The following is a 23,855-nucleotide window of genomic DNA, read 5'->3' on the forward strand; positions in this document are numbered from 1 at the left end:
TGCCAAACTGGTGTGATGCGGCTTTACCGGGACCGGGCGGTGGTGCTGCGCCAGCACAAGCTCGGCGAAGCCGACCGCATCGTGACCCTGCTCACCCGCGACCACGGGCTGGTGCGCGCGGTGGCCAAGGGCGTGCGCCGCACCCGCAGCAAGTTCGGCGCGCGCCTGGAGCCGTTCTCGCACATCGACGTGCAGCTGTACCCCGGCCGCAACCTGGACATCGTCACCCAGGTGGTCTCGATCGACGCGTTTGCCACCGACATCGTCAGCGATTACGGCCGCTACACCTGTGCGTGCGCGATGCTGGAGACCGCCGAACGCCTCGCCGGTGAGGAGCGAGCCCCGGCCCCGGCGCTGCACCGGCTCACAGTGGGGGCGCTGCGGGCGGTGGCTGACGGGCGGCGGCCCCGCGAACTGGTGCTGGACGCCTACCTGTTGCGTGCCATGGGTATCGCCGGATGGGCGCCGGCGCTAGAAGAGTGTGCCCGCTGCGCCACGCCCGGTCCGCATCGGGCGTTTCACGTCGGCGCCGGCGGCAGTGTCTGCAGCGCCTGCCGCCCGGCTGGTTCCACCACTCCTCCGCTGGGGGTGCTGGAACTGATGTCGGCGTTGCGCGACGGGGACTGGGAGGCGGCGCTGGCTGCGCCGCAGTCGCACCGCAGCCACGTCAGCGGGCTGGTGGCCGCCCACTTGCAATGGCACCTGGAACGACGACTGCGCACATTGCCGCTGGTGGAGCGGATCGACCGGGTCGACCGTGCGGTCACCGATCGTCGCATCGCGCTGCTCAGGCAGGATGTGGCCCATGGCGAGGAACCGGGGCAACAGCTCAGCGCGGACGGCTGAGCGCGCGAACTTTCCGCAGCTACCGCCACCGCCGGCCGACTACCCGACGTTTCCGGACACGTCGACGTGGCCGGTGGTCTTCCCGGAGCTGCCACCCTCGCCAGACGGCGGACCGCGCCGGCCGCCGCAGCACCCGTCGAAGGCGGTGCCGCCACAGATTCCGGCGGCACAGCTGCCGACTCATGTCGCGATCGTGATGGACGGCAACGGCCGGTGGGCCACTCGGCGCGGACTGCCGCGTGTGGAGGGGCACAAGATGGGCGAGGCCGTCGTCATCGATATCGCGTGCGGTGCAATAGAACTCGGCATCAAGTGGCTAAGTCTTTTCGCATTCTCGACCGAGAACTGGAAGCGGCCCGCCGACGAGGTCCGTTTTCTGATGGGCTTCAACCGCGACGTGGTGCGGCGCCGCCGCGAAAGCTTGAACACGATGGGAGTGCGGATACGGTGGGTGGGGTCGCGACCGCGGTTGTGGCGCAGCGTCATCAAAGAACTCGAGATCGCCGAGCAGATGACCGCCGACAACGACGTTATCACCGTTAACTATTGCGTGAACTACGGGGGTCGCGCCGAAATCACCGAAGCTGCAAGGGGTATCGCTCGGGAGGCGGCTGCCGGCAAGCTGAATCCGGATCGGATCACCGAGGCGACGATTGCCCGCCACCTGCACCGGCCCGATATACCCGATGTCGACTTGTTGCTGCGAACGTCGGGGGAGCAGCGGTCCAGCAATTTCATGCTGTGGCAGGCGGCCTACGCCGAATACGTCTTCTCCGACAAGCTGTGGCCGGACTATGATCGCCGCGACTTGTGGGCGGCCTGCCAAGAATACGCATCTCGCCATCGACGATTCGGGAGCGCCTGATGCCCTCATTGCAGGAGCGGCTGGCTTCGGTGCTTCGCGATGTATTGCCCGTCGAGGAGGAGCCCGACGGCGCGCTGACGATCCGCCACGACGGCACGTTCGCGTCGTTGCGGGTGGTGAGCATCGTCGAGGATCTCGACCTGGTTTCGCTGACTCAGGTTTTGGTGTGGGATCTTCCGTTGAACAAAAAAATTCGCGACCGGGTGGCCGAGCACGCGCAGGGCGTCCAGCTGGGCTCGCTGGCCGTGGTGGAAAAAATCAGCGACACGACCGCCAAACGTAACTCCGGCAAGACCGCCGACGTGATGTTGCGCTACAACTTCCCCGGTGCGGGGCTGACCGACGACGCGTTACGCACCCTGATCCTGATGGTGCTCGATACCGGTGCTGAGATACGGCGCGCGCTAACCCGTTAACCCGCGCACTGCGAGCACGTTCCGAAGATCTCGATGGTGTGGCTGGGATCGGAAAACCCGTGTTCGGCGGCGACTTCGGCAGCCCACGTCTCAACTTCATGATCGCCGACCTCGACGGTGGAGCCGCAGCTGCGGCACACCAGGTGGTGATGATGGTCGGTCGAGCAGCGGCGGTAGACCGATTCGCCGGTGTCGCTGCGCAGGGTGTCGAGCAAACCCGCCGCCGCCATGGACTGCAGCGTGCGATAGACGGTGGTCAGGCCGATGGTTTCGCCGCGACGGCGTAACTCGTCGTGCAGTTCCTGTGCCGAGCGGAAGTCATCGACGGTTTCCAGCAACGTTGCGATCGCAGCCCGCTGCCGGGTGGAGCGAACACCGTGGTTCATAACCGCCGTTCCTCACCGGCGTGCGCGACCGCGTCGATGACGATGTGCGCCAGGTGATGGTCGACCAGCCGATAGAGGACCTCGCGACCCGACCGTTCACCGGCGACCACGCCCGCCGCCTTGAGGATTTTCAGATGCTGGCTCACCAGCGGTTGTGGTACGCCGAGCGCGTCGACCAGTTCGTGCACGCAGCGCTGCGATTCGCGCAACTGCAACACGATGGCGATGCGCACGGGTGCGGCCAGGGCGCGCAGCAGCTCGCCGGCGGCCTCGAGAATTTCCCGCGGCGGCGGGGCCGGACCTGCCGAGAACCCGCGCTCGTGCTCACCCACCAGCGCGGGCGCCGGCACGGCGGCGCCGTCGGCGACCGGTGACGTCGAGCGCGACATCGGATATCACTTTCGAACGGTACAGCGCTGTTGGGAACCGTTGTCGGTTCGCTTCCACTGTCACATGCATATTGATGCATGTCAAAGCCCGCGGCCGGCGATCGCTACGATGACTGGTGCTCGCGGCTCACCACCGTCCGCGTTCGTCCCCACCCGAGACAGGAGTACACCAGCCCGTGGCGTCCGTCATCGACACCGTGGTCAACCTCGCCAAACGGCGCGGTCTGGTGTATCCGTGCGGCGAAATCTACGGCGGGGTCAAGTCGGCGTGGGACTACGGCCCCCTGGGCGTGGAGCTCAAGGAGAACATCAAGCGACAGTGGTGGCGCTCGATGGTCACCAGCCGCGACGACGTCGTCGGCCTGGATTCCTCGATCATCCTGCCCCGCGAGGTGTGGGTCGCCTCCGGCCACGTCGACGTGTTCCACGACCCGCTGGTGGAGTCGCTGATCACCCACAAGCGCTACCGCGCCGACCAGCTCATCGAGGCCTACGAGGCCAAGCACGGTCATCCGCCGCCCAACGGCCTGGCCGACATCCACGACCCCGACACCGGCGAGCCCGGCCGGTGGACCGAGCCGCGCGAGTTCAACATGATGCTCAAGACCTATCTCGGCCCGATCGAGAGCGAAGAGGGGCTGCACTACCTGCGCCCGGAAACCGCGCAGGGCATCTTCGTCAACTTCGCCAACGTGGTCACCACCGCGCGCAAGAAGCCGCCGTTCGGAATCGCCCAGACCGGTAAGAGTTTTCGCAACGAGATCACGCCCGGCAACTTCATCTTCCGCACCCGCGAGTTCGAACAGATGGAGATGGAGTTTTTCGTCGAGCCGTCTACCGCGCCGGAATGGTTCGACTATTGGGTCGACAACCGGCGACAGTGGTACATCGATCTCGGCATCAATCCGGACAACCTTCGGTTGTGGGAACACCCGAAAGACAAGCTCTCGCACTATTCGGCGCGCACCATCGACATCGAGTACAAGTTCGGCTTCGCCGGCAATCCGTGGGGGGAGCTCGAGGGTATCGCAAACCGCACCGACTTCGACTTGTCCACGCACTCAAAGCATTCCGGTGTCGACCTGTCGTACTACGACAACGTCACCGACACCCGCTACATCCCGTACGTGATCGAACCCGCAGGTGGTCTGAGCCGGTCGTTCATGGCGTTTTTGATCGACGCCTACAGCGAAGACCTGGCGCCCAACGCCAAAGGCGGGATGGACCGACGCACGGTGCTGCGGCTCGATCCGCGTTTGGCACCCGTCAAGGCCGCGGTCTTACCGCTGTCACGGCACGCCGACCTGAGCCCCAAGGCCCGCGACCTGGCCGCGGAGTTGCGCAAATACTGGAACATCGAATTCGACGACGCCGGCGCGATCGGACGGCGCTACCGGCGCCAAGACGAGATCGGCACACCGTTTTGCGTGACGGTGGACTTCGAGACGCTCGAGGACCACGCGGTCACCGTGCGAGACCGCGACACCATGACGCAGGACCGGATCGCCATCGACGCGGTCGGCGACTACCTGGCGCCGCGGCTGCGGGCCTGTTAGCGGTCGCGGCAGCTCAGAACCGTCCGCCGCCGCCCAGGAACCCGTCGTCGGAGGGCCCCGACGCACCGCCGAACGAGGTTGGGCTCCAGCCACCATCCCAGCCGTCCCAGCCGCCGCCGAAACCGTCGAAGCCGCCACGCATCGCGCCGCCCAGCAGATCGCCGATGATGATCCCGCCCATCATCGCGCCCAAGTCGCCGCCACGGTAGCGGCCGGCGAAGGCCTGCTGCGCGGACTCGACGTCGGCGTTGGCCAACGACAGGGCCTGGTCCGCCAGCGCGGCGGCGGCGTTGGCGTGGCCGATCGCTCCGTTGACATCACTGCTCCGCTTGTCGTGTGCTGCCTGCAATTGCCGGTTCGCCTCCGCAAGCCGGGTGCGCGCTTGCGGGCCGATGCTCCCGCGGCGGGTGTCGATGTAGTCGGAGACGGCGCGCACCCGCGCCTGCGCGGTGAACAACGCCTGCTCCAAGGCGCGGTTGAGGCGCTCGGCGCTTGCCCGCTCCTCGGCGACAACGGCCAGCAGCCGATCCAAATCGGCATCGGCCTTGGTCAACCGGGTGAAAGCGCCAAGGGGATCGGTGGCGCCGCGGGTGCGTGCGGCGTCGACGGCCTCGACCGCCGCGTCACGCATCCTCGCCAGCTCAGCGGTGTGCGCACCGTCGGCTTTTTGCAGATAGCCGTCGGCCTGCGCGATCCCCGTTTGAGTGTCGGCGATCACGGATGGCAGTCGTTCGGCGGCGCGACGGATATCGTGTGACGCGTTGTCGATGGCGTCGAGCAGCGAACGAGCCTGGGCCAGAGCCGATTCCGCAGCGCGCACCGCGTCGACCAAGGCGCTCTGCTGTCCGCTGACCGCCTGCGCCGCCAGCTCGCGTGCCCGGCTGATGTTCTGCTCGCCAAAGGCCAGCCGTTTTTTGGCGGCGTCGACGTTGCCTGACACCGAAGTCAGTGCGGCAGCGTCGAATTCGCGATGCAACTCGGCGAGCCGCTGTTCTGCCGGGCCGATGCGGGCGGTGAGCTCGACGACCTGCCGGGTCAGCCCGTCCAGTCGCTCCGGGGCGTTGATCACCAAGTCGCGCAACTGCTCGAACGCCTGTCGCTGCGATTCCAATTCGCGGTCGGCCCGCGCTGCCGACACGATCACCTTGGTCAGCAGCTCGCGGCGCTGTGCGGGCGTCTCGGGTATCGCGTCGTCGAGTTGCTGGCGGACGTTGAACGCTTGGGTCAGTGCGGCGTTGGCGTTGTTCACCGCACGGGTGAACGGTTCGGTGCGCTCGGGGCCGAACTCGTCGATGGCCAGGGCCAGTTCGTTGGCGCTGGTGCGCACCGCGTTGTCGACCTCGACCACCTTCGACCGCGACAGGTCGTCGAGCACGTCCAGCGGCAGCGCGGCAAGCGCATCGGGATCGGTAAGGTCGGCACGGCGCGCCGCGGCAACCGCGGCGGCGTGGCGTCGCCGGCGGCGGTAGCGCATCACCACCACCAGCGCCAGCATCGCGACCGCGATGACGCCCAACGCGACCAGCAGCGGCGCCCACGCCGACGAACCGGATGGTCGATCGAGTCCGGTGGCCGCGGCCACCGCGGCGCCGCTCCAGTCGCCGCGATGCAGCGCGGGTTCGATCCGGGTGCGCCGCAGGTCGTCGATTCGACGCGAGTCCAGGTTCTTCACCGTTGCCGGCACGAGGAAGGCATACGCGCGGTCGGCGGTGGCCACTGCCAGCAACGCGTCGTAGTCGCCCAGGTCGCTGGCGCTGCGGGTGCTCTGCGCCCAGCTCACCGCGGCCTGCCCGGAGAAGGTGTCGACGTAGACCACCCACAGCCGGATGTGCCGGTCGGTGTAGAGCTTGTTCACCGCGGCCTCGACGGCGTCACGGCCCGCGCCGGTCAATGCGCCGGCGTCGTCGGTGACGTAGTCGGACAACCGGAATGGCGGTTGCGCGGCCGCTGCCGGGGCAAGCAGCAGCGCGGCAGCCAGCGTCGCCACGATCACGCCGAACAGGCGAGCGATGCGCATGCTCGCCAATGTAGCCGGGGGACGGCGGTCGGCCCTGGCAGACTGTCGTTCGATGAATCCGCAGGACCCCTACGACGACTTCGACCGCCAGCGGCGGGTGGCCGAGGCCCCCAAGACCGCGGGATTGCCGGGCACCCAAGGCCAGCACCGCACCGACTTCGCCCGCGACCGGGCCCGGGTATTGCACAGTGCCGCGCTGCGCCGGCTGGCCGACAAGACCCAGGTCGTCGGGCCGCGGGAAAGCGACACCCCGCGCACCCGGCTGACCCACTCGCTGGAAGTGGCGCAGATCGGCCGCGGCATGGCAATCGGACTGGGATGCGACGCCGACCTCGTCGACCTGGCCGGGTTGGCCCACGACATCGGCCATCCGCCGTACGGCCACAACGGCGAGCAGGCGCTCGACGAGGTCGCGGCCGATTGTGGGGGCTTCGAGGGCAATGCGCAAAACTTCCGTATTCTCACCAGCTTGGAACCCAAAGTCCTTGATTCCCAAGGCCGTAGCGCCGGACTGAACCTGACCCGGGCGGCGTTGGATGCGGTCACCAAATATCCGTGGACGCAGACCCAGAGCCGCGACAAGTTCGGTTTTTACGACGCCGACCGCGACCCGGCGGCCTGGGTGCGTGACGGCGCACCGGCCGGGCGGGCCTGCCTGGAAGCGCAGGTGATGGACTGGGCCGACGATGTCGCGTATTCGGTACACGACGTCGAGGACGGCGTCATCTCCGGCCGTATCGACCTGCGTGTGCTCGCCGACGACGACGCCGCCGCTGCGCTGGCCAAGTTGGGTGAGACCGCGTATCCGCGGCTAAGCGCCGACGATTTGGTGGCCGCCGCCCAGCGGCTGTCCGGGCTGCCGGTGGTCGCTGCGGTCGGTAAGTATGACGCCACACTGGCGGCGTCGGTCGCGCTCAAGCGGCTGACCAGCGAGCTGGTGGGCCGGTTCGTCTCCGCGGCGATCACCGCCACCCGCGCGGCCGCCGGATCCGGGCCGCTGGCGCGGTATGCGGCCGACCTGCATGTGCCCGACCTGGTTCGTGCCGAAGTGGCGGTGCTGAAGACGCTGGCGCTGCAGTTCATCATGTCCGATCCACGGCACCTGGACATGCAGGCCCGGCAGCGCGAACGCATCCACCGGGTGGCGCAATGGCTGCTGGCCGGCGCGCCGCGAACCCTGGACCCGATCTTTGTCCCGGCGTTCAACACCGCCGCCGACGACCGCGCCCGGCTGCGGGTCATCGTCGACCAGATCGCTTCCTACACCGAGGGACGATTGGAACGCATCGAGGCCCCATAGCCCCGGCATCACCGCGGCATCACCGCCCGGCCGGCGGTTATCCGGTGCCGATCACCCCGCAGGCCATCCGTTTCTCGGCGTCGGGGGTGTGCTGGGCGCCGTGCAGCACGAGCGCGGTCTTGCTGCCCGCCAACAAATCGGCCTCGGTGAACGCATCGCTGGTGGTGACCAGCAGCGCCGCGCCGTCCTTGCGAACCTGCAGTGCGGGCAGGTCCCCGCTTGCCGGTTCCCCGGTGTGGCCGGGCGCCTGATAGTGCTCGCCCGCGGAGAAGAAATCGCCGGCCGGGCCGCCGTTGGGAGCCACGGAGTTGGGTTCGCACTTGCCTACCGAGTGGATGTGCATCATGTGGAAGCCCGGTGTCAGCACACCCGTCGCGACCGTCTTGACGGTGATGGTGGCATAACCGTTGGCGAACTGGAAGCTGGCGGTGGCAACGGGCCGACCGTCGGCCGTGTTCACTTGTGCGGTAAGCGTTTCGGCGCCAGGTGCCGGGCTGGTGGGTGAAGTCGCCGGCGAACCGGTGTGCACCGGCGGGGTGGTGCCCGGCTCACTGCTGGGGTGCTGGTTGGGGCTGCAGGCAATCAGGAAAGCGACGGGCACGCACAGCAGGGTGGCGGACATGGTGGTGGGCTTGGTCATGGATCGACCGTAGTCGGCGGGGCCGCGATCATGTCGCGTGGCCGCTCTACACTAAGCCGGTGGCCGGCCGTATCTCCGATCGTGATATCGCCGCCATCCGCGACCGCGTCCGCATCGACGAGGTCGTCGGCGACTACGTCCAGCTGCGGCGGGCCGGCGCCGACTCGATGAAGGGCCTGTGCCCGTTCCACGACGAGAAGTCGCCGTCGTTTCATGTGCGGCCCAACCACGGGCATTTCCACTGCTTCGGCTGCGGGGAGGGCGGCGACGTCTATGCATTCGTGCAGAAGATCGAGCACGTCAGCTTTGTCGAGGCCGTCGAACTGCTGGCCGACCGGATCGGCTACACGATCACCTACACCGGTGCGGCGACCAGCGTCCAGCGCGATCGCGGCACCCGCAGTCGGCTGGTCGCTGCCAACGCCGCGGCTTCGGCGTTCTATGCCGAGGCCCTGGAGTCCGAGGAGGCCGCCCCGGCCCGCCAGTACCTCGCCGACCGGAATTTCGACGCCGACGCCGCCCGCCACTTCGGGTGCGGGTTTGCGCCCTCGGGTTGGGACTCGCTGACAAAGCACTTGCTGCGCAAGGGCTTTGACTTCAAGGAGCTGGAGGCCGCGGGCCTGTCGCGGCAGGGGCGTCGCGGCCCGATCGACCGCTTTCACCGGCGGTTGCTGTGGCCGATCCGCAGTACGGCCGGCGAGGTGATCGGGTTTGGGGCGCGGCGGCTCTTCGACGACGACCCGATGGAAGCCAAGTACGTCAACACCCCCGAGACGCTGCTGTACAAGAAGTCGTCGGCGCTGTTCGGCATTGATCTGGCCAAGCGCGATATCGCCAAGTGCCATCAGGCTGTCGTGGTCGAGGGCTACACCGACGTGATGGCGATGCATCTGGCCGGGGTCACCACTGCGGTCGCGTCGTGCGGTACCGCGTTCGGTGACGAGCACATGGCGATGCTGCGCCGACTGATGATGGACGACAACTTCTTTCGCGGCGAACTGATCTATGTGTTCGACGGCGACGAGGCGGGCCGGGCGGCAGCGCTGAAGGCGTTTGCGGGTGAGCAGCACCTGGCGGGCCAGTCGTTTATCGCGGTGGCCGGCGACGGCATGGACCCCTGCGACCTTCGGCTGGCGCACGGTGACGGCGCGCTGAGGGATCTGGTGGCGCGGCGAACCCCGTTGTTCGAGTTCGCGATTCGCTCAGCGCTGGCCGAATTCGACCTGGACAGTGCCGAGGGCCGCGTGGGTGCGTTGCGCCGCTGTGTGCCGATGGTCGCCCAGATCAAGGACCCCACGCTGCGCGACGAGTACGCCCGCCAGCTGGCCGGCTGGGTCGGTTGGGACGACGTCGCCCAGGTCGTCGGCCGGGTGCGTGATGAGGCGAAGCACCGACGCCGACGGCGCCGGCCGGCTTCGGCGCCGGCCGAAACCGGCGCGGCCGAGCAGGCCGCCCTTCGTCCCGACCCGCGGGACCCGACGTTGTGGCCGCAGCGTGAGGCGCTCAAGTCGGCGCTGCAGTACCCGGCGCTGGCCGGGCCGGTGTTCGACGCGCTGCCGGTGGAGAGCTTCACCCACGCCGGCTACGCGGCCGTCCGCGCCGCCATCCAGGCCGCGGGTGGCACGGGCTGCGGGGTCACCGGTGCCGAGTGGATCGATGCGGTGCGCCGGCATGCCGCATCGGCGGTGGTGGCCGGGCTGGTCAGCGAATTGGGCGTGGAGGCGATCCGTGTCGACGACGACGACAAGCTGCCGCGCTATATCGGCGGGGTGCTGGCCCGCCTGCAGGAGGTGTGGATCGGTCGGCAGATCGCCGAAGTCAAGTCGAAACTGCAGCGCATGTCGCCGGTCGAGCAGGGGGATGACTACCACGCGCTGTTCGGCGACCTGGTGGCGATGGAGGCTTACCGGCGCAGCCTGCTCGAGCAGGCCAGCGGCGACCACTTGAGCGCTTAGGTCGCGCCACTGCGTTTCTGCGGCTCGACGACACTGGTGGTGGCATCGACCTCGGTTAACGTGACCATTCCCGCGTCAGGGGAGACCCGGTTGGCGATCTTGCGCCGTCCCGCTTCGATCATCGACTTGACCGCGGGGCTGCCGGTGATGGCGCGATACGTGCCGACGATCTGCTCGTAGCGGCGTCGTCCGGCCTTTGCGCCCAGCACGTAGCCCAATCCCAGCACAACGGCATACCGGATCAAAGCGGTCCTTTCGACGACGGTGTGATCAGATTCCATCCTGCCCTATCGGCCCGGACCCGATCCGTCTGGTTGGGCCCCGGCGGCTCAGTAAGCTAGAGTCATCCCCCGGTCCGCGCGGATCGGGCAGTCCCCTGTAGCTCAACTGGCAGAGCGTTCGGCTGTTAACCGAAGGGTTGAAGGTTCGAGTCCTTCCGGGGGAGCTTCACCGGAGCGAGCAGAGCCGAAGACCCCCGTTTCAGCTAGAAGGGACCGACCCTGCGTGTCGGCTCGCCGGGTTAGCGTGACAGGTTTTCCGGGTGCAGCATCTCGGCGTAGCGCAGCGGCTCCGGAATCCCGAAGCCGTCGACCAGCGTCTGGGCATACGGTCGCAGCGCCCGGCACCGGTCGTTGATACCGCGGGTGACGGCTTTGGCCCGGTCGGTGGACAAAAACCGGTGCTCGACATACCACGCCTTGTCGTCTTCGATCACCGACAGCGCATACAAGTCGCACACCAACTCGAGCACATGGCGGGCTTCCTCGTCCCGGCATGAGTCGATGCCGGCGACGAACGCTTCCAGCACTACCCGGTCGACGTGCGCACTGGCGGCGTGTAGCACGTGATCCTGCACGGCGTTGAACGCGTCGAACGCCGACATCTCCTCGGACTTGGCCTGCAGCCGGCGCGCAACCGACGACAGCAGATATTCCTCGCGGTCTTCGAACATTTTGACCTGCGTGCCGCGGTTGAACAGGCTGCCCTCTTCTTCGCTGTCTTGTCTGGCATCGACGATGGTTTGGATGATCGCCTCGGCCGCAGTCCGTTTCAGCACCCGGGTGCCGACAGTGTTGGCGGCGAAGCGTACCCATTCGACCGGACTCATGCTGCGGATGTCGTCGGCATAGGCGGTCAGCAGCTCCTTGGCCACCAACTGGGTCAGTACGTGGTTGTCGCCTTCGAACGTGGTGAACACGTCGGTGTCGCCACGCAATGCGATCAGCCGGTTCTCCGCCATGTAGCCCGCACCGCCGCACGCTTCGCGGGCCTCCTGGATGGCCCGGGTGGCGTGCCAGGTGTTGGCGGCTTTCAGCCCGGCCGCACGTGACGCCAGCTCGCGCTGTTCCTCGGCGTCGGGTTCGTCGGCCGTCTGGATGTCGTGGCATTTGGCGACCAGCTCATTCTGCGCAAACTGCAGCGCATACGATTTGGCGATCAGCGGCAGCAGTCGCCGCTGATGCACCAGGTAGTCCATGATCAGCACCTCTTCGCCGTCATCGGGTGCGCTGAACTGCTTGCGCTGCAACGCATATCGGGTGGCGATGTCCAGTGCTACGCGAGCGGCGGCGGCCGCGCTGCCACCGACGGTGATGCGGCCGCGGACCAGCGTGTCGAGCATGGTGAAAAACCTGCGGTTGGGGTTTTCGATCGGCGAGCTGTAGGTCCCGTCGGGTGCGACGTCGCCGTAGCGGTTCAGCAGGTTCTGCCGCGGGATGCGGACGTGGTCGAACACGATGCGGCCGTTGTCCACGCCGGGCAGGCCACCCTTGTAGTCGCAGTCCGAGGTCGTCACACCGGGTAGGTCGTTGCCGTCGGCATCTCGGATCGGAACCAGGAAGCAGTGCACCCCGTGGTTGACCGGAGCACCGTTTTGTTGGGTGATCAGTTGTGCGAATACCGCTGCGACGGTAGCGGTTTGGGCTGCCCCGCCGATGTAGTCCTTGCGCGCGGTCGGGGTGGGGGAGTCGAGGACGAACTCTTCGGTGGCGGCGTCGTAGGTGGCCGTGGTCTCCAGCGACTGCACATCGCTGCCGTGGCCGGTCTCGGTCATCGCGAAACAACCGTGGAGCTCCAAAGCGATGATCTTTTTCACATACGCCTGGTGGTGGCGTTCGGTGCCCAGGTTTTCCACCGCCCCGCCGAACAGACCCCACTGCACCCCGGCTTTGACCATCAGCGACAAATCCGACATCGCCAGCATCTCGATCGCCGTGATCGCCGCCCCGAGATCCCCGGTGCCGCCATGCTCTTTTCTGAAGGCGCTTTCGGCGGCCCCTGCAGCCGCCATGATCTTCATCTGTTCGGCTACCTTGGTGCGCGCGATGACGGTGTTGGGCGTGTAGTGCGGCCGGAATATCTCGTCGGTGAGCCGGGCCCGCATCTGGTTTTTTGCGTCGCGCCAACGCCCGTCCAGTGCGTTGCGCAAATGGTCAGCAGTGGTGATCGGGTTCGACGCCATACCCGACGGTAACCCGCCGAGTGCCCGAGCATGGTCTTCTCGGCCAGCCCCCGCCGTAATTGCGTTTGCCTTGGATCAGCGAAGATCGCCCAACCCACCATCCGGCACACGTCGACACCGTGCGGCTAGCCTTGTCCAACAACGGAATTGGCGAGCACCCCAGGCTACGCAGCCTTGCGGCAAGTCTATTCGGCGGCCAGTTGGTCACTGTCGACGAAGACCAGCTGGCCGCTGTCGAGCAGCACAGCCCACCGCCTGGCCGGATCGGCGATGTGCTGGCTGCCGATGTCGACGGCGTGTCCCGCCGCTTCGCCGAAATCTTCGACGATGGTCCCGCGATCCTCGTGTTCGGTTCCCGGGTATACGCGTACCCGGGAATCCACCGCTAGCTCGCCGTCGCGATCGTCGCTGGCCGTTTGCGCGTCGCGCTCCACTAACACCCCCATATGCCATCCCCCGCCCGAATTCTCCGGTCACACTATATTTGGCGAACCGCGCGTCGTTACCGACCCGCGGCCTCGACCTGTCGCGGCCGGCTCGGTGGCCGAAGCCACCACCACAGCAAGCCCGTGCCTACCACCGCGAACACGAGCAGCATCGCCATGTCGAACAGCCACTGCCCCGCCGAGTGGCCCCAAAGCGCGTCGCGCTCGGCCAGCGGATCGATCGAGTGCAGGTCGACGGTGGAAGCCTGAGCAGCGAACCCCCACCGGGACGGGAACAGCCACGAGACCTGCTCGAAGCCATCCCTGGCGGCCAGCGGGAACAAGCCGCCGGAGAACACCAGCGAGAGCAGCACGACCAGCACGGCGATCGGCAACAGCAATTGCTTGTACCGCGCCAGCGCCGAGAGCACCAGGCCCACGATCACCGAGACGATTGCCGTGGCCGCACCGGTCACGTACACCTCGACGGTGCCGCTGCCCAGCACATCGGCCCCGCGCGCGGGCGCGCCCTTGCCGAGCACGACGACGGTGATGACGAACGCGGTTTGCACCGTCGCAAGCAGGCCGAACACCAGAATTTTGGCGCCCAGATACGCCGAGGTCGCCAACCCCAGGTATTGCTCCCGGCGGAAGATGTTGTTTTCGCTGATCAGGTCGCGGATGGTCAGCGCGGTGCCGATGCAGACGGCCGCCAGGGTAAGCACCGTCAGAAGCTCGACGGGTTCGTCCGGGCCGTTGCCGTACGGATCGGCGGCGCCCAGCCCGGTTGTGCCCGGCGTGACCAGGGCCAGCGCCGCGAAGAACAGCGGCAGGATGGTCAGGAAGATGGCGTAGCGCTGATCACCGAACACAAGCCATGCCTGGCGACGGGCGGCCACAGCGATCTGACGAACCAGGCCTAAACGGGCGGGACGGCCCAGCGGCGGCGCCGCAGCCGGGGCCGCCGGAGCGCCCTGTCGACGCTGCAAAAAAGCGTTGTGGGCGCCGTGTGGATCGGTGCTGACCCGCCGCAGGATCTGCGACCAGTCGGTGGTGCCCATCGCCGCGTCGATCTCGTGTGGCGGACCGGCGAAGGCCGTCGTACCGGTCGAGGTGAGCAGCACCACCTGGTCGCACAGCTCGAGATGACGCGGCGACGTCGTCGCCAGCACCACGATCTGGCCGGCGTCGGCGAGTTCCCGCAGCCGCGTCATCGTCTGACGTTCCTGGGCCGGGTCGAGTCCCGCGGTCGGTTCGTCGAGAACCAGCAGTGGCGGCCGGGTGAGCAATTCCACTGCCAGCGTTGCGCGTCGGCGCTGCTCGTCGGAGAGGCTGCCCACCTGGGCCGTGCGCTGCGGGAGCAGCCCGAGTTCGCGCAGAACCTGCTCCACCAGCTGTCTGCGCACGTCGGCGGGGGTGCCGGGCGGCAGCCGCAGCTCGGCGGCATAGCCGACGGCCTGTTCGACGGTGAGCTGGCAATGGAGGACATCGCCTTGCGGCACGATCCCGACGTACCGGCGCATGTACTCGGCGTGCACGTCGTGGCCGTCCAACCTGACCTGGCCGACGGTGGGTGTTACCGCTCCGGCGACGATGCCGACGAGTGCGGACGGAGCCGCGCTGGTCGGCGCGACAACGGCGGTCAGCGTGCCGCCGGTGGCCGTGAATGACACGTCGTCGAGTAGCGGATGCCCGTCGCCGGCCAGCCCGACATGGTAGGCCACAAGCTCCCGGGCGCCGGGTGCCGGACGGGACACCGGAGCGTCGCCGGCCGCCTGGTCGCCCGCCGGCAACCGACTGGTGGGGACCTGCTCATGGGGTCGGACCGCCGCGGCGGGCAGCAGGTTGTGTTCGGGCGTCGGCGGCGGCGAGGGCCACTGGGGCGGGGCCGGTGCCGGCACGGGCCGGGTGGGCAGCTCCGAGGGCGGCCGCGGTCGTGGTGGTGTCGTATCTGGACGCGGTCCGTGGGGCGGCGGTGCTTCTGCCTGGGGTGGCGACAACCGGACCGGCTGCGTCGGCGTCTGAGACGGCGGTTGGCCGTGCGGTCGGCGGGGCGGGTGTTGTGGCGGCGGACCCGGCCGCATCGCAGCGGCGGCTTGGCCGAACGGCGCAGGCGGCGGACGCCAGCTTGTCTGGGTGGGCGGTTGCGGTGGAGGCGGTGTGCGCGGAGCTGGCCGGCCGTGCGTCGCGGGGGGTGCCGGCCTTGCCGGCCCGGCTGCGTGTGCCGAGGCACCCAGGCGGAACAGCAGCCGAGGCCCGTACTGCGGATCACCGACAGCGATGGTCTGGCCGTCGCGGATGCGTACCATCGGCACCCGCACGCCGGCGAGGTAAATGCCGTTTCGGCTCTGGTCGATTGCCACCCAGTGGTCGCCGGCGAACCGCAGCACGAGATGCACCGGCGCGATCCACCGGCCGCCGCCGTCATCGAGGCGGAGATCGGACCGGCTGTCGTGCCCGACCGTGATGTCGCGGCCCGGCTGGAACGTGTAACTTGTGGATCCAACCCAAACGGTCAACGGGGAAGCGAACGCCTCGGTCCGCATGGGCCGCCACCTTTCATTACCCGTCGGGGCCGATCGATGGTTGTCTACCCACCGCCACGATTATCTATCGAACAGCGCCGCTCAGCCGGGTGCGAGCCCGCCGCTAACGGGTGGCGGTGTGCGGAGGTGGCGAGGCGTCGTCGAGGATCCGCCGCAACACCGCCACAGCCTCGGTCAATACCCGCCGCTCCGCGGGCTCGAGACGAGCCAGCTGCGGTGCGATCGCAGACGCGCGGTCGGCGCGGACACGGTCCAGAGCGCGCACGCCCGCGGGAGTAATGCGGATCCGCACGGCCCGCGCGTCTCGTGGATCGACCGTGCGGGTAACCAGACCGGCGTCCTCCAACCGTCGCACCTGTGTGGTCATCGTGGGCTGTGAGCAGTGGTCCATGGCGGCCAGGTCACAGATGCGGGCTTCGCCGTGGGCCTCGATGGTCGCCAGCAGCCGGGCCTGCGCCACCGGCAGGGGCAGCTGGATGCGTTGGGTGGCCAGCCGATTGAGCCGGGCGACGACGGCCAGAAGCTCCGCTCCCAGCCCGGAGTGGGCTTCGACGCTCGCGTCATCGCCCAGCGCGGCACCGTTAGTGGTGCCAGATGAAGACATACCCCATGATTGCATAGCTTTGCTATGTAGAACAACGTGGTGCTGAGCCCTGGGCGGACGCCGGGGCACCTGCGACACCCTCGTTGACTGGCAGAATCGGTGCAATGGAGTCGACCATCCGGGGTGGCGCGCCCCAAACGCGGGCCCGCGCACTGCGGGCCGCGGAATTGTCGCAGGCCTCGGTTATGGCGGCGTTGTGTGCGGCGACCGCGATTATCGCGGTGGTCCTGCCGTTCGGGGCTGCGCTGGCGCTGTTGGGCACGGTGCCCATGGGACTGCTCGCCTACCGCTACCGTCTGCGGGTGCTGATCGCCGCGGCCGTGGCCGCCGGCATGATCGCCTTCTTGATCGCCGGTGTGGGCGGCTTCATGACGGTCGTCAACAGCGCCTATGTCGGCGGCCTGACCGGCATCGTCAAACGCCGGCACCGCGGCACCCCGACCGTGATCGCCGCTTCTGTTGTCGCCGGGGCAGCGTTCGGCGCCGCGATGATCGTGGCTCTGGGTGCGCTGGCTCGGCTGCGCCATCTGCTCTTCGACACGGTCACCGCAAACATCGACGGCATCGCGTCGGTGCTGGCGCGGCTGGGTCTCGAGGTGGCCGCCGACCATCTGAGGCGGTTTCTCGCCGTCGTGCTGCATCACTGGCCGTGGCTGGTGCTCGGCAATGCCGTCGTGACCGTCGTCATCGTGTCGCTGGTCGGTTGGTGGGCGCTGTCGCGGGTGCTGGACCGGATGCGGGGCATCCCCGATGTGCACAAGCTGGACGCCTCGGCCGACAGTGGTCCGATTGCGCCGGTGCCGGTGCGGCTGGACCGCGTCCGGTTCCGCTACCCGGGCACCGACCACGACGCATTGCCGCCGGTGAGCTTGGAGGTAGGGACCGGCGAACACATCGCGGTCACCGGCGCCAACGGCTCGGGAAAAACCACGCTGATGCTGATCCTGGCGGGTCGCGAACCCACCTCGGGCACGGTGGAGCGACCCGGCGCGGTGGGACTGGGTCGGATCGGCGGCACCGCTGTGGTCATGCAACACCCGGAAAGTCAGGTGCTTGGCAGCCGTGTCGCCGACGACGTGGTGTGGGGGCTGCCGGCCGGCACGACCACCGACGTGAGCCAGCTGCTGAGCGAGGTCGGCCTCGACGGATTGGCTGAGCGTGATACCGGAAGCTTGTCCGGCGGTGAGTTGCAGCGGCTGGCCTTGGCGGCCGCGCTGGCACGCGAACCCGCGCTGCTTATCGCCGACGAAGTCACCAGCATGGTCGACCACCGGGGCCGCGACGCCCTGCTCGGCATTCTTTCCGGGCTGACCAAACGCCACCGCACCGCGCTGGTACACATCACCCACTACAACAACGAAGCCGAGTCGGCCGACCGGGTGATCAACCTCAGCGATACGCCGGACAACACCGACATGGTCGAAACCACGGCAGCACCGCCGCCAACTGCCCCGGTCGGTGACGAGTTTGCGGAGCCGGTACTCGAATTGCGCGGCGTCGGCCACGAATACAGCAGCGGCACACCGTGGGCCAAGACCGCGTTGCGCGACGTCAGTTTTGTGGTCCACCAGGGTGACGGCGTACTGATCCACGGCGGCAACGGCTCGGGTAAGTCCACGCTGGCCTGGATCATGGCCGGACTGACGATTCCGACCATGGGCACATGTCTGCTCGACGGGCGTCCCACCCACGAGCAGGTGGGTACGGTGGCGTTGTCGTTCCAGGCCGCCCGCCTGCAGTTGATGCGCAGCCGCGTCGACCTGGAAGTGGCTTCAGCAGCGGGGTTTTCGCCGCACGATCACCACCGCGTAATCGCCGCACTAGGCGCTGTCGGATTGGATGCCTCGCTGGCAAAGCGGCGCATCGACCAACTCAGCGGTGGCCAGATGCGGCGACTGGTGCTGGCCGGGCTGCTGGCGCGCTCGCCCCGGGCCTTGATCCTCGACGAGCCGCTGGCCGGGCTGGACGCCGCCACCCAGCGTGGTCTGCTGCGGCTGCTGGAAGATTTGCGCCGCGACCGGGATTTGACGGTGGTGGTCATCTCACATGACTTCACCGGGCTCGAGCAGTTGTGCCCGCGCACCTTGCACTTGCGCGACGGTGTGCTCGAACCGGTGTCGGCCGCGGCCAGAGGCATGTCATGACAGCGGCCACGTCAGCCCGACGTCCTACTCGCCGACCCGCCCGGCCGGTTGTGCTGCTGCGCCCAGTGCCCGGTAGCTCACCCGTTCACGAACTGTGGGCTGGCACCAAACTGCTTGTGGTGTTCGGCATTTCGGTGCTGCTGACGTTCTATCCGGGGTGGGTGTCGATCGGTTTGGTGGCGGCGATGGTCTTGGTGGCTGCCAAGGTTGCGCACATTCCGCGCGGAGTGCTGCCCTCGGTGCCGCTGTGGCTGTGGATCCTGATCGCGTTCGGCGGCATCACCGCGGCGCTGGCGGGCGGGAGCCCAGTGATCCAGTTGGGAGCGGTCTCGGTCGGGCTGGGCGGGCTGCTGAATTTCTTGCGGATTACCGCCCTGTCGGTGGTATTGCTGGGGCTGGGAGCGATGGTGTCATGGACTACCAATGTTGCTGAAATCGCCCCCGCCGTAGCAACTTTAGCCGCTCCGCTGCGACTGCTGCGGATCCCGGTCGACGAGTGGGCGGTCGCACTGGCGCTCGCGCTGCGCGCTTTCCCGATGCTGATCGACGAATTCCGGGTGCTCTACGCTGCCCGGCGACTGTGCCCCAAGCGAATTCCGCGCAGCCGCAGAGCTCGGCGCAGGCGCCGAGCTCTGGAGCTGATCGACCTGACCTCCACCGCGATCGCCGTGACGCTGCGACGCGCCGACGAGATGGGCGATGCGATCACCGCACGCGGTGGCACCGGCCAGATTTCGGCAGCTCCGTCGCGGCCGAAGCGGACTGACTGGGTCGCACTGTCGATCGCCGCGGTGGTGTGCGGTGCCGCGTTGGCAGCCGAGCTGCTGTTGGGCGCCTAGCTGCGGACAGCATCCGACGCCTGTCACGGGTCGTCGTCGCACAGCAACTCCTCGGGATGGTGGAACATGTTGACGCGGGGTTGTCCGTAGTCCAGATCTGGCGGCGGAATCCATTCGGTGCGCCCGTAGGCGCGTTTGCGGGTTTGCCATCCACCGGGTGTGACGAGCTTGTGGTTGGGTCCGCAGGCGAGGGTCAAATCGTCGATGTGGGTGGTTTTGGTCGTCGCCCAGGGCGTGACATGGTGTACCTCGGTCAGGTAGCCGGGCACGTCGCAGCCCGGCGCCGTGCACCCACGGTCCTTGGCGTACAGCACTATTCGCTGAGCTGGCGACGCAATCCGCTTGGTGTGATACAGGGCCAATGCCCGGCCATTGTCGAAGATGGCTAGGTAGTGGTGAGCATGCTGCGCCAGCCGGATGACCTCGCTCATCGGCAGCAACGAACCGCCGCCGGTGAGGCCTCGTCCGCATGCGGCCTGTAGCTCCCGCCAAGTGGTGGTCACGATGATGCTGGTCGGCAATCCGTTGTGGTGGCCCAATTGTCCGGAGGCGAGCATGGCGCGCAGCACCGCAGCGAGCGCGTCGTGGTTTCGTTGACCCGCGCAGCGGGTGTCGGAGTCGATGGCTTCTTGCGAGGGGGTGCCGTCGACCACCGGCGCGCCGACACCATGCGGGTTGCACATGCCGGGCGCGGCCCAGCGGGCCAAAACGGCCTCGAGGCTGGCCCGCACGGCCGGGGTCACCCAGCCGCGGATCGGTGACATGCCGTCGACGTCCTGCTTGCCCAGCGTGAGCCCGCGGCGTCGGGCGCGATCCTCGTCGCTGAAGTTGCCGTCGGGATTGAGGCAATCGGCCAGTTTGTCGGCGAGCTTTGCCACGTGCTCCGGGCGAAACTGGGCGGCGAGCTTCGCCAAATGCGCTTCGGCCTGCTCGCGCGTTGGCTCGTCGACCCAGCATGGCAGGTGGTGCAGGAACGTGCGGATGACCGCCACGTGGGCGGCGCCGATCGTGCCGGCGCGTTGCCCGGCGGCGACGGCAGCCAGCCGCGGCTGCAAGGGCTGGCCGGTCAGCGCGCGACGCTGCCCGAGGTCTTCGGCTTCCCGGATCCACCGCGCCGCCTCGGCGCGACTGATCCGGAGCCGATCAGCCAGCGCATGCGAGACTTTGCCGCCGATCTCGGCCGGGATGGCTTCGTGGCGGATCCCGTTGACCAACTCATGACGCGGCACCGGCAGGCGCCGCGTTTCTCGCTCCAACCGATCCAACAGCTGGAAGCGCTGGCGGGTTGTTAGCCCGTCGAATGACAGCCCGACCAGCCCCGACACCGCTTCGTGGAGCGCGTCGAGACGCTGCTCGATCGCTTCCAACCCAATCGAAGACATGTTCGAATGGTATCGGCGAGCACCGACACCCAACTATCCGCAAGGCCCGCGCTGTGGATGAATTCCCAACTGTGGATTAACAGCCGCGCTAGCGACGTGCCGCGGCGTTGGCCGCGGCTTGCGCCTGGCGCAGGGTCACCGCGACGTCGCTTCGGCCCAAAAACATTTCGTCGAAGTAAGGTTTGAGAGCCTGATAGCCGGCCGGGAACCCGGCCCCGCCGGGTGCCGCAATACGCGGGCCGTTCAGCACCGCGAAGAACGGTGTGACGTCGACGCCCCGGCTGGCCCAGTAGTCGAAGTACACCCGCTGAGCCGAACGCACCGCGGGCACCGCGCTGCCGCGCCGGCCCAGGTAGGCGTTGCCTTGCCTGCTGCCCATCCAGGCCAGCACCTGACGCACGGCGGCGGGGTGTTTGGACGCGGCATTGCCCGCCGCCGCAATACCATTCGTGACACTGACCCGTCCTTTGGGGCCGGCCGGCAGCATGGCGACTCCCCAGTGGAAGCGGGCATGCTCAGCCACCGCAGCGAGATTGTAGGTCCCGGACTGAAACAGCGCCATCTTGCCGGCGAGGAACTGGTTGCGCGAGAAATCGCCGTTGTCGTTGGTGGCGGAGGCCGGTGGGGCGACGTGGTCGGTGTTGATCAGCTCGACCAGGTAGCCGAACGCGGTCACCGCTGAGGGGTTGTCAAACGCGAAGCGATCACCGTCCTGGAACACGCCGCCGGCCGATCCGATGTAGTTGAGGTAGATGCCTTGCGGGTCGTTGGCCGCGTTGTATCCCCACTGCCGTACCCGTCGAGCGTCGAAACCCACTGTGGCCGAGGTGCGTCCGTCGGCATCGACGGTGAGCTGAGCCAGCACGGGGCGCAGGGTGTCGCCGCCGTCAGGGCTCCACCGCAGCGAGTTCACTGTCGCGGGGTCGATACCGGCGGCGGCAAGCAGATCGGCGTTGTAGTACACCGCGATGCCGGCGTCGGTCAGCTGGGGCACCCCCCACAGCACGCCGCCTCGGGTGAACTGTTCAACCACCGAGGGCTCCCAGTCGGGTACCGCTTGGATCTTCATCAGGCGTCCGGCATCGGCATACCCGGCGAGATAGGCGTTGGACAGCCAGAAGATGTCGTCAGCACTGCCGCCGGCCACGTCGGTGCGCAGCGTCTCGAAGTAGCTCGAATAAGCCACCACATTGACGCGCACCTCGATATCGGGATTCGCGCGGGTGAACGCGGCAAACGACTGCCGGTACGCCTCTGCCACCTGATCATCCCATAGCCGCACCGTCACAACCGTTTTGCCGCCACGAGGTTCAAACGACCGATCCAGCAGCACGGCTGTCGCAGCGAGCGACGCAGCCACCAGCACCACTGCCGTCGTCACCAACGTGGAAAACCTTGGCCGCCAGCTCACTTCAGCCCCGTAACGACGATCGACCGCGCAATGCGCCGCTGAAACACCACAAATAGCACGATCAGCGGCACGATCGCGACGGTTGTCGCGGCCATCACCAACGTCCACTGGGCGTTGTACTGGGACTGCAGTGCGGCCGTGGCCACAGTCAGCACGCGCCACTTCGGCCCACTGGTGATCACCAACGGCCACATGAAGTTATTCCACTGCGATACGACGGTTATCAGTGCCAGGGTCACCAGCACCGGCCGACTGGCCGGCAACACCACATGGACGATCACGTCCAGGGTGGTGGCGCCGTCGAGGCGGGCGGCGTTGACCAAATCGTCAGGAATCGTGCGAAAGTGCTCCCGCAGCAAGAAAATCGCGTATGGTGAACCGAATACGAATGGCAACACCAACGCCCAGAACGTGTTTCGCAGCCCTAGCTGGGCCAGCATCAGATAGAGCGGAACGACCGTCACCGTGGTGGGCACCATCAAGGTCGCGACATAGACCCAGAACAACGCATCCCGGCCCGGAAACCGCAGCTTCGCGAACGCGTAAGCGCCCAACACCGAAAAGCTCAATTGGCCAAGCACGATGAGCGTCGTCATCAGTGCGGTGACGGCTAACGCGCGGCCGAACCCGGCACCACCCAGGTCGACGTAGTTGGCCAGGGTGAAGGGTCGCGGCCACGCCAGCGGCCCGCCGGTCGCGAACTGGTGCGCGGACGTGAACGAAGTCAGCAAGCCAAGCGCGAACGGCGCCAATGTGATTACCCCGCCGAGCGTCATAGCAACATATAGGAGAGCAGCTCTAAGCAAGGTCATAGCTGATCCGTCGCCTGAAATAGAGATGCTGGACGACCGTTACCCCAACCAGGATGACGAACAACAACACCGCCATGACGGCGGCGCGTCCTATCGTCGCGGATCCAAACGCCTCGGCGTAGATGCGCATGGCTACCAGATCGGTGTGTCCTCGCGGGCCCCCACGGGTTAGGGCATATACGGTGTCGAAAACCTGCGCGGCACTCACGATCCCGGTGATCAGCACAAAGGACATGGTCGGTCGCAGCATCGGCAACGTAATGTGGCGGAACCGTCGCCATGCGGTCGCACCGTCGGTGCTTGCGGCGGCGTAGACCTCGGCGGGGATGGCCAGAATGCCCGCCACAAAAAACAACGCGACATAGCCGACGTTGGTCCACACCACCACCGCCGACACCACCGGCAGGGCCAATCCGGGATCGGTGAGCCACTCGATGCGCTGTCCCAACAGGGCGCTGAGGGCGCCGTCGGTGGGTGCCAGGATCCATCGCCACAACACTGCGATCGCGAGCGGGGCGCAAATCCACGGCAGCACGTAGACCGTGCGAAACACTCCGCTGCCGGGCAATCCGCGGGTGAGCATCCAGGCCGCCAGGAGTCCGAGCACGGTCTGCGTGGGCACCACGATCGCCACGAACGCCAGCGTCACCAGCAGCGAGTTGCCGAATACCCGATCGGTCAGCACTGAACGCCAATTGTCCAGTCCGACATACTCGATCGGACCCAGCAGATCCCAGCGGTGCAGGCTAAGCCAGACCACGACCATGATCGGCAGGAGCAGGAACGCGACCACCGCGAACAGACTCGGGGCGAGCAGCGCGTAGCCCAGCGCGGTCGATCGCCGTGCGTTCGTCATGAAGG

21 protein-coding genes and 1 tRNA gene are annotated in these 23,855 nt (G+C 67.5%); 9 read left to right on the plus strand and 13 right to left on the minus strand.

Annotated elements, in window-relative coordinates; all coding sequences use genetic code 11:
- Positions 1–15: 15 nt before the first annotated feature.
- The 3 genes from recO to MHEC_RS09210 are packed head-to-tail and all read left to right on the plus strand — an operon-like array spanning position 16 to position 2,127.
- A complete protein-coding gene (gene recO, locus MHEC_RS09200; protein WP_048890693.1) occupies positions 16–846 on the plus strand; it encodes a DNA repair protein RecO in 831 nt (276 codons plus the stop codon).
- The gene (locus MHEC_RS09205) at positions 806–1,711 is read left to right on the plus strand and encodes a decaprenyl diphosphate synthase (protein ID WP_048890692.1); all 906 of its coding nucleotides are present in this window, start codon (positions 806–808) and stop codon (positions 1,709–1,711) included. The genes recO and MHEC_RS09205 overlap by 41 nt, the downstream gene beginning before the upstream one ends.
- A complete protein-coding gene (locus MHEC_RS09210; protein ID WP_048890691.1) occupies positions 1,711–2,127 on the plus strand; it encodes a hypothetical protein in 417 nt (138 codons plus the stop codon). Before MHEC_RS09205 ends, MHEC_RS09210 begins: the two co-directional genes overlap by 1 nt.
- On the opposite strand, the gene MHEC_RS09215 is transcribed toward MHEC_RS09210, so the two are convergent.
- A complete protein-coding gene (locus MHEC_RS09215; protein ID WP_048890690.1) occupies positions 2,124–2,513 on the minus strand; it encodes a Fur family transcriptional regulator in 390 nt (129 codons plus the stop codon). The genes MHEC_RS09210 and MHEC_RS09215 overlap by 4 nt on opposite strands.
- Complete coding sequence (locus MHEC_RS09220) at positions 2,510–2,902, minus strand: ArsR/SmtB family transcription factor (RefSeq protein WP_099868832.1); 393 nt, start codon at positions 2,900–2,902, stop codon at positions 2,510–2,512. The genes MHEC_RS09215 and MHEC_RS09220 overlap by 4 nt, the downstream gene beginning before the upstream one ends.
- Before the next feature lie 116 nt (positions 2,903–3,018).
- On the opposite strand from MHEC_RS09220, the gene MHEC_RS09225 reads away from it, so the two are divergent.
- A complete protein-coding gene (locus MHEC_RS09225) occupies positions 3,019–4,458 on the plus strand; it encodes a glycine--tRNA ligase (protein WP_071700214.1) in 1,440 nt (479 codons plus the stop codon).
- A gap of 13 nt (positions 4,459–4,471) precedes the next feature.
- Here MHEC_RS09225 and MHEC_RS09230 read toward each other — a convergent pair whose 3' ends face one another.
- Entirely contained in the window at positions 4,472–6,475 is a 2,004-nt protein-coding gene (locus tag MHEC_RS09230) for a TPM domain-containing protein (RefSeq protein ID WP_048890688.1), read from the minus strand.
- A 52-nt stretch (positions 6,476–6,527) separates the two neighbouring features.
- Here MHEC_RS09230 and MHEC_RS09235 point away from each other — a divergent pair, with 52 nt between their 5' ends.
- Positions 6,528–7,775, plus strand: coding sequence for a deoxyguanosinetriphosphate triphosphohydrolase (locus tag MHEC_RS09235; RefSeq protein ID WP_048890748.1), 1,248 nt, complete (start codon positions 6,528–6,530; stop codon positions 7,773–7,775).
- A 37-nt stretch (positions 7,776–7,812) separates the two neighbouring features.
- Here the strand turns inward: MHEC_RS09235 and sodC are convergent, their stop codons facing one another.
- Positions 7,813–8,415, minus strand: a complete 603-nt coding sequence (gene sodC, locus MHEC_RS09240; RefSeq protein ID WP_071700213.1) for a superoxide dismutase[Cu-Zn] — start codon at positions 8,413–8,415, stop codon at positions 7,813–7,815.
- A gap of 59 nt (positions 8,416–8,474) precedes the next feature.
- On the opposite strand from sodC, the gene dnaG reads away from it, so the two are divergent.
- Entirely contained in the window at positions 8,475–10,370 is a 1,896-nt protein-coding gene (gene dnaG, locus MHEC_RS09245; protein WP_048890687.1) for a DNA primase, read from the plus strand.
- Here dnaG and MHEC_RS09250 read toward each other — a convergent pair.
- Positions 10,367–10,615 (minus strand): hypothetical protein, encoded by a 249-nt coding sequence (locus MHEC_RS09250; RefSeq protein WP_048890746.1) that lies wholly within the window; start codon positions 10,613–10,615, stop codon positions 10,367–10,369. The genes dnaG and MHEC_RS09250 overlap by 4 nt on opposite strands.
- Positions 10,616–10,742: 127 nt before the next feature.
- On the opposite strand from MHEC_RS09250, the gene MHEC_RS09255 reads away from it, so the two are divergent.
- Positions 10,743–10,815: transfer RNA gene (locus MHEC_RS09255), tRNA-Asn, on the plus strand.
- A gap of 75 nt (positions 10,816–10,890) precedes the next feature.
- Here MHEC_RS09255 and MHEC_RS09260 read toward each other — a convergent pair.
- From MHEC_RS09260 to MHEC_RS09275, 4 genes are all read right to left on the minus strand, one after another.
- Positions 10,891–12,831 (minus strand): acyl-CoA dehydrogenase family protein, encoded by a 1,941-nt coding sequence (locus MHEC_RS09260; RefSeq protein WP_048890627.1) that lies wholly within the window; start codon positions 12,829–12,831, stop codon positions 10,891–10,893.
- 185 nt (positions 12,832–13,016) lie between these two features.
- Complete coding sequence (locus MHEC_RS09265) at positions 13,017–13,277, minus strand: hypothetical protein (protein WP_099868818.1); 261 nt, start codon at positions 13,275–13,277, stop codon at positions 13,017–13,019.
- A 56-nt stretch (positions 13,278–13,333) separates the two neighbouring features.
- Positions 13,334–15,802: an ATP-binding cassette domain-containing protein gene (locus MHEC_RS09270; protein WP_048890626.1), complete on the minus strand. Its 2,469-nt coding sequence runs from the start codon at positions 15,800–15,802 to the stop codon at positions 13,334–13,336.
- Positions 15,803–15,905: 103 nt separating this feature from the next.
- The gene (locus tag MHEC_RS09275) at positions 15,906–16,406 is read right to left on the minus strand and encodes a MarR family winged helix-turn-helix transcriptional regulator (protein ID WP_048890625.1); all 501 of its coding nucleotides are present in this window, start codon (positions 16,404–16,406) and stop codon (positions 15,906–15,908) included.
- 104 nt (positions 16,407–16,510) lie between these two features.
- Between MHEC_RS09275 and MHEC_RS09280 the strand changes: the two genes are divergently transcribed.
- Both MHEC_RS09280 and MHEC_RS09285 read left to right on the plus strand, forming a co-directional pair.
- Positions 16,511–18,550, plus strand: coding sequence for an ATP-binding cassette domain-containing protein (locus tag MHEC_RS09280; RefSeq protein ID WP_048890624.1), 2,040 nt, complete (start codon positions 16,511–16,513; stop codon positions 18,548–18,550).
- On the plus strand, positions 18,547–19,389 hold the full coding sequence (locus MHEC_RS09285; RefSeq protein ID WP_048890623.1) for a CbiQ family ECF transporter T component: 843 nt from the start codon (positions 18,547–18,549) through the stop codon (positions 19,387–19,389). The genes MHEC_RS09280 and MHEC_RS09285 overlap by 4 nt, the downstream gene beginning before the upstream one ends.
- 23 nt (positions 19,390–19,412) lie before the next feature.
- Here MHEC_RS09285 and MHEC_RS09290 read toward each other — a convergent pair whose 3' ends face one another.
- The 4 genes from MHEC_RS09290 to MHEC_RS09305 all read right to left on the minus strand — a co-directional run bounded on the left by MHEC_RS09290 (position 19,413) and on the right by MHEC_RS09305 (position 23,850).
- Positions 19,413–20,771 carry an HNH endonuclease signature motif containing protein gene (locus MHEC_RS09290; protein ID WP_048890622.1) on the minus strand — a complete coding sequence of 453 codons (1,359 nt, stop codon included), beginning with the start codon at positions 20,769–20,771 and terminating at the stop codon, positions 19,413–19,415.
- An 88-nt stretch (positions 20,772–20,859) separates the two neighbouring features.
- Positions 20,860–22,182 carry an ABC transporter substrate-binding protein gene (locus MHEC_RS09295; protein ID WP_048890621.1) on the minus strand — a complete coding sequence of 441 codons (1,323 nt, stop codon included), beginning with the start codon at positions 22,180–22,182 and terminating at the stop codon, positions 20,860–20,862.
- Positions 22,179–22,994, minus strand: coding sequence for a carbohydrate ABC transporter permease (locus MHEC_RS09300; RefSeq protein WP_048890620.1), 816 nt, complete (start codon positions 22,992–22,994; stop codon positions 22,179–22,181). Before MHEC_RS09300 ends, MHEC_RS09295 begins: the two co-directional genes overlap by 4 nt.
- A complete protein-coding gene (locus MHEC_RS09305) occupies positions 22,981–23,850 on the minus strand; it encodes a carbohydrate ABC transporter permease (protein WP_048890619.1) in 870 nt (289 codons plus the stop codon). Before MHEC_RS09305 ends, MHEC_RS09300 begins: the two co-directional genes overlap by 14 nt.
- Between the last annotated feature and the right edge of the window lie 5 nt (positions 23,851–23,855).

Source organism: Mycobacterium heckeshornense, assembly GCF_016592155.1.
Lineage (GTDB): Bacteria > Actinomycetota > Actinomycetes > Mycobacteriales > Mycobacteriaceae > Mycobacterium > Mycobacterium heckeshornense.

Excerpts from the sequence above, each read along its gene's own strand:
- sodC (WP_071700213.1), bottom strand. The coding sequence starts at position 8,415 with ATGACCAAGCCCACCACCATGTCCGCCACCCTGCTGTGCGTGCCCGTC.
- MHEC_RS09280 (WP_048890624.1), top strand. The coding sequence starts at position 16,511 with ATGGAGTCGACCATCCGGGGTGGCGCGCCCCAAACGCGGGCCCGCGCA.
- MHEC_RS09275 (WP_048890625.1), bottom strand. The coding sequence starts at position 16,406 with ATGTCTTCATCTGGCACCACTAACGGTGCCGCGCTGGGCGATGACGCG.
- MHEC_RS09265 (WP_099868818.1), bottom strand. The coding sequence starts at position 13,277 with ATGGGGGTGTTAGTGGAGCGCGACGCGCAAACGGCCAGCGACGATCGC.
- MHEC_RS09285 (WP_048890623.1), top strand. The coding sequence starts at position 18,547 with ATGACAGCGGCCACGTCAGCCCGACGTCCTACTCGCCGACCCGCCCGG.
- MHEC_RS09235 (WP_048890748.1), top strand. The coding sequence starts at position 6,528 with ATGAATCCGCAGGACCCCTACGACGACTTCGACCGCCAGCGGCGGGTG.
- MHEC_RS09290 (WP_048890622.1), bottom strand. The coding sequence starts at position 20,771 with ATGTCTTCGATTGGGTTGGAAGCGATCGAGCAGCGTCTCGACGCGCTC.
- MHEC_RS09300 (WP_048890620.1), bottom strand. The coding sequence starts at position 22,994 with ATGACCTTGCTTAGAGCTGCTCTCCTATATGTTGCTATGACGCTCGGC.
- MHEC_RS09230 (WP_048890688.1), bottom strand. The coding sequence starts at position 6,475 with ATGCGCATCGCTCGCCTGTTCGGCGTGATCGTGGCGACGCTGGCTGCC.
- MHEC_RS09220 (WP_099868832.1), bottom strand. The coding sequence starts at position 2,902 with ATGTCGCGCTCGACGTCACCGGTCGCCGACGGCGCCGCCGTGCCGGCG.
- MHEC_RS09260 (WP_048890627.1), bottom strand. The coding sequence starts at position 12,831 with ATGGCGTCGAACCCGATCACCACTGCTGACCATTTGCGCAACGCACTG.
- recO (WP_048890693.1), top strand. The coding sequence starts at position 16 with ATGCGGCTTTACCGGGACCGGGCGGTGGTGCTGCGCCAGCACAAGCTC.
- MHEC_RS09215 (WP_048890690.1), bottom strand. The coding sequence starts at position 2,513 with ATGAACCACGGTGTTCGCTCCACCCGGCAGCGGGCTGCGATCGCAACG.
- MHEC_RS09305 (WP_048890619.1), bottom strand. The coding sequence starts at position 23,850 with ATGACGAACGCACGGCGATCGACCGCGCTGGGCTACGCGCTGCTCGCC.
- MHEC_RS09205 (WP_048890692.1), top strand. The coding sequence starts at position 806 with ATGGCGAGGAACCGGGGCAACAGCTCAGCGCGGACGGCTGAGCGCGCG.
- MHEC_RS09270 (WP_048890626.1), bottom strand. The coding sequence starts at position 15,802 with ATGCGGACCGAGGCGTTCGCTTCCCCGTTGACCGTTTGGGTTGGATCC.
- MHEC_RS09210 (WP_048890691.1), top strand. The coding sequence starts at position 1,711 with ATGCCCTCATTGCAGGAGCGGCTGGCTTCGGTGCTTCGCGATGTATTG.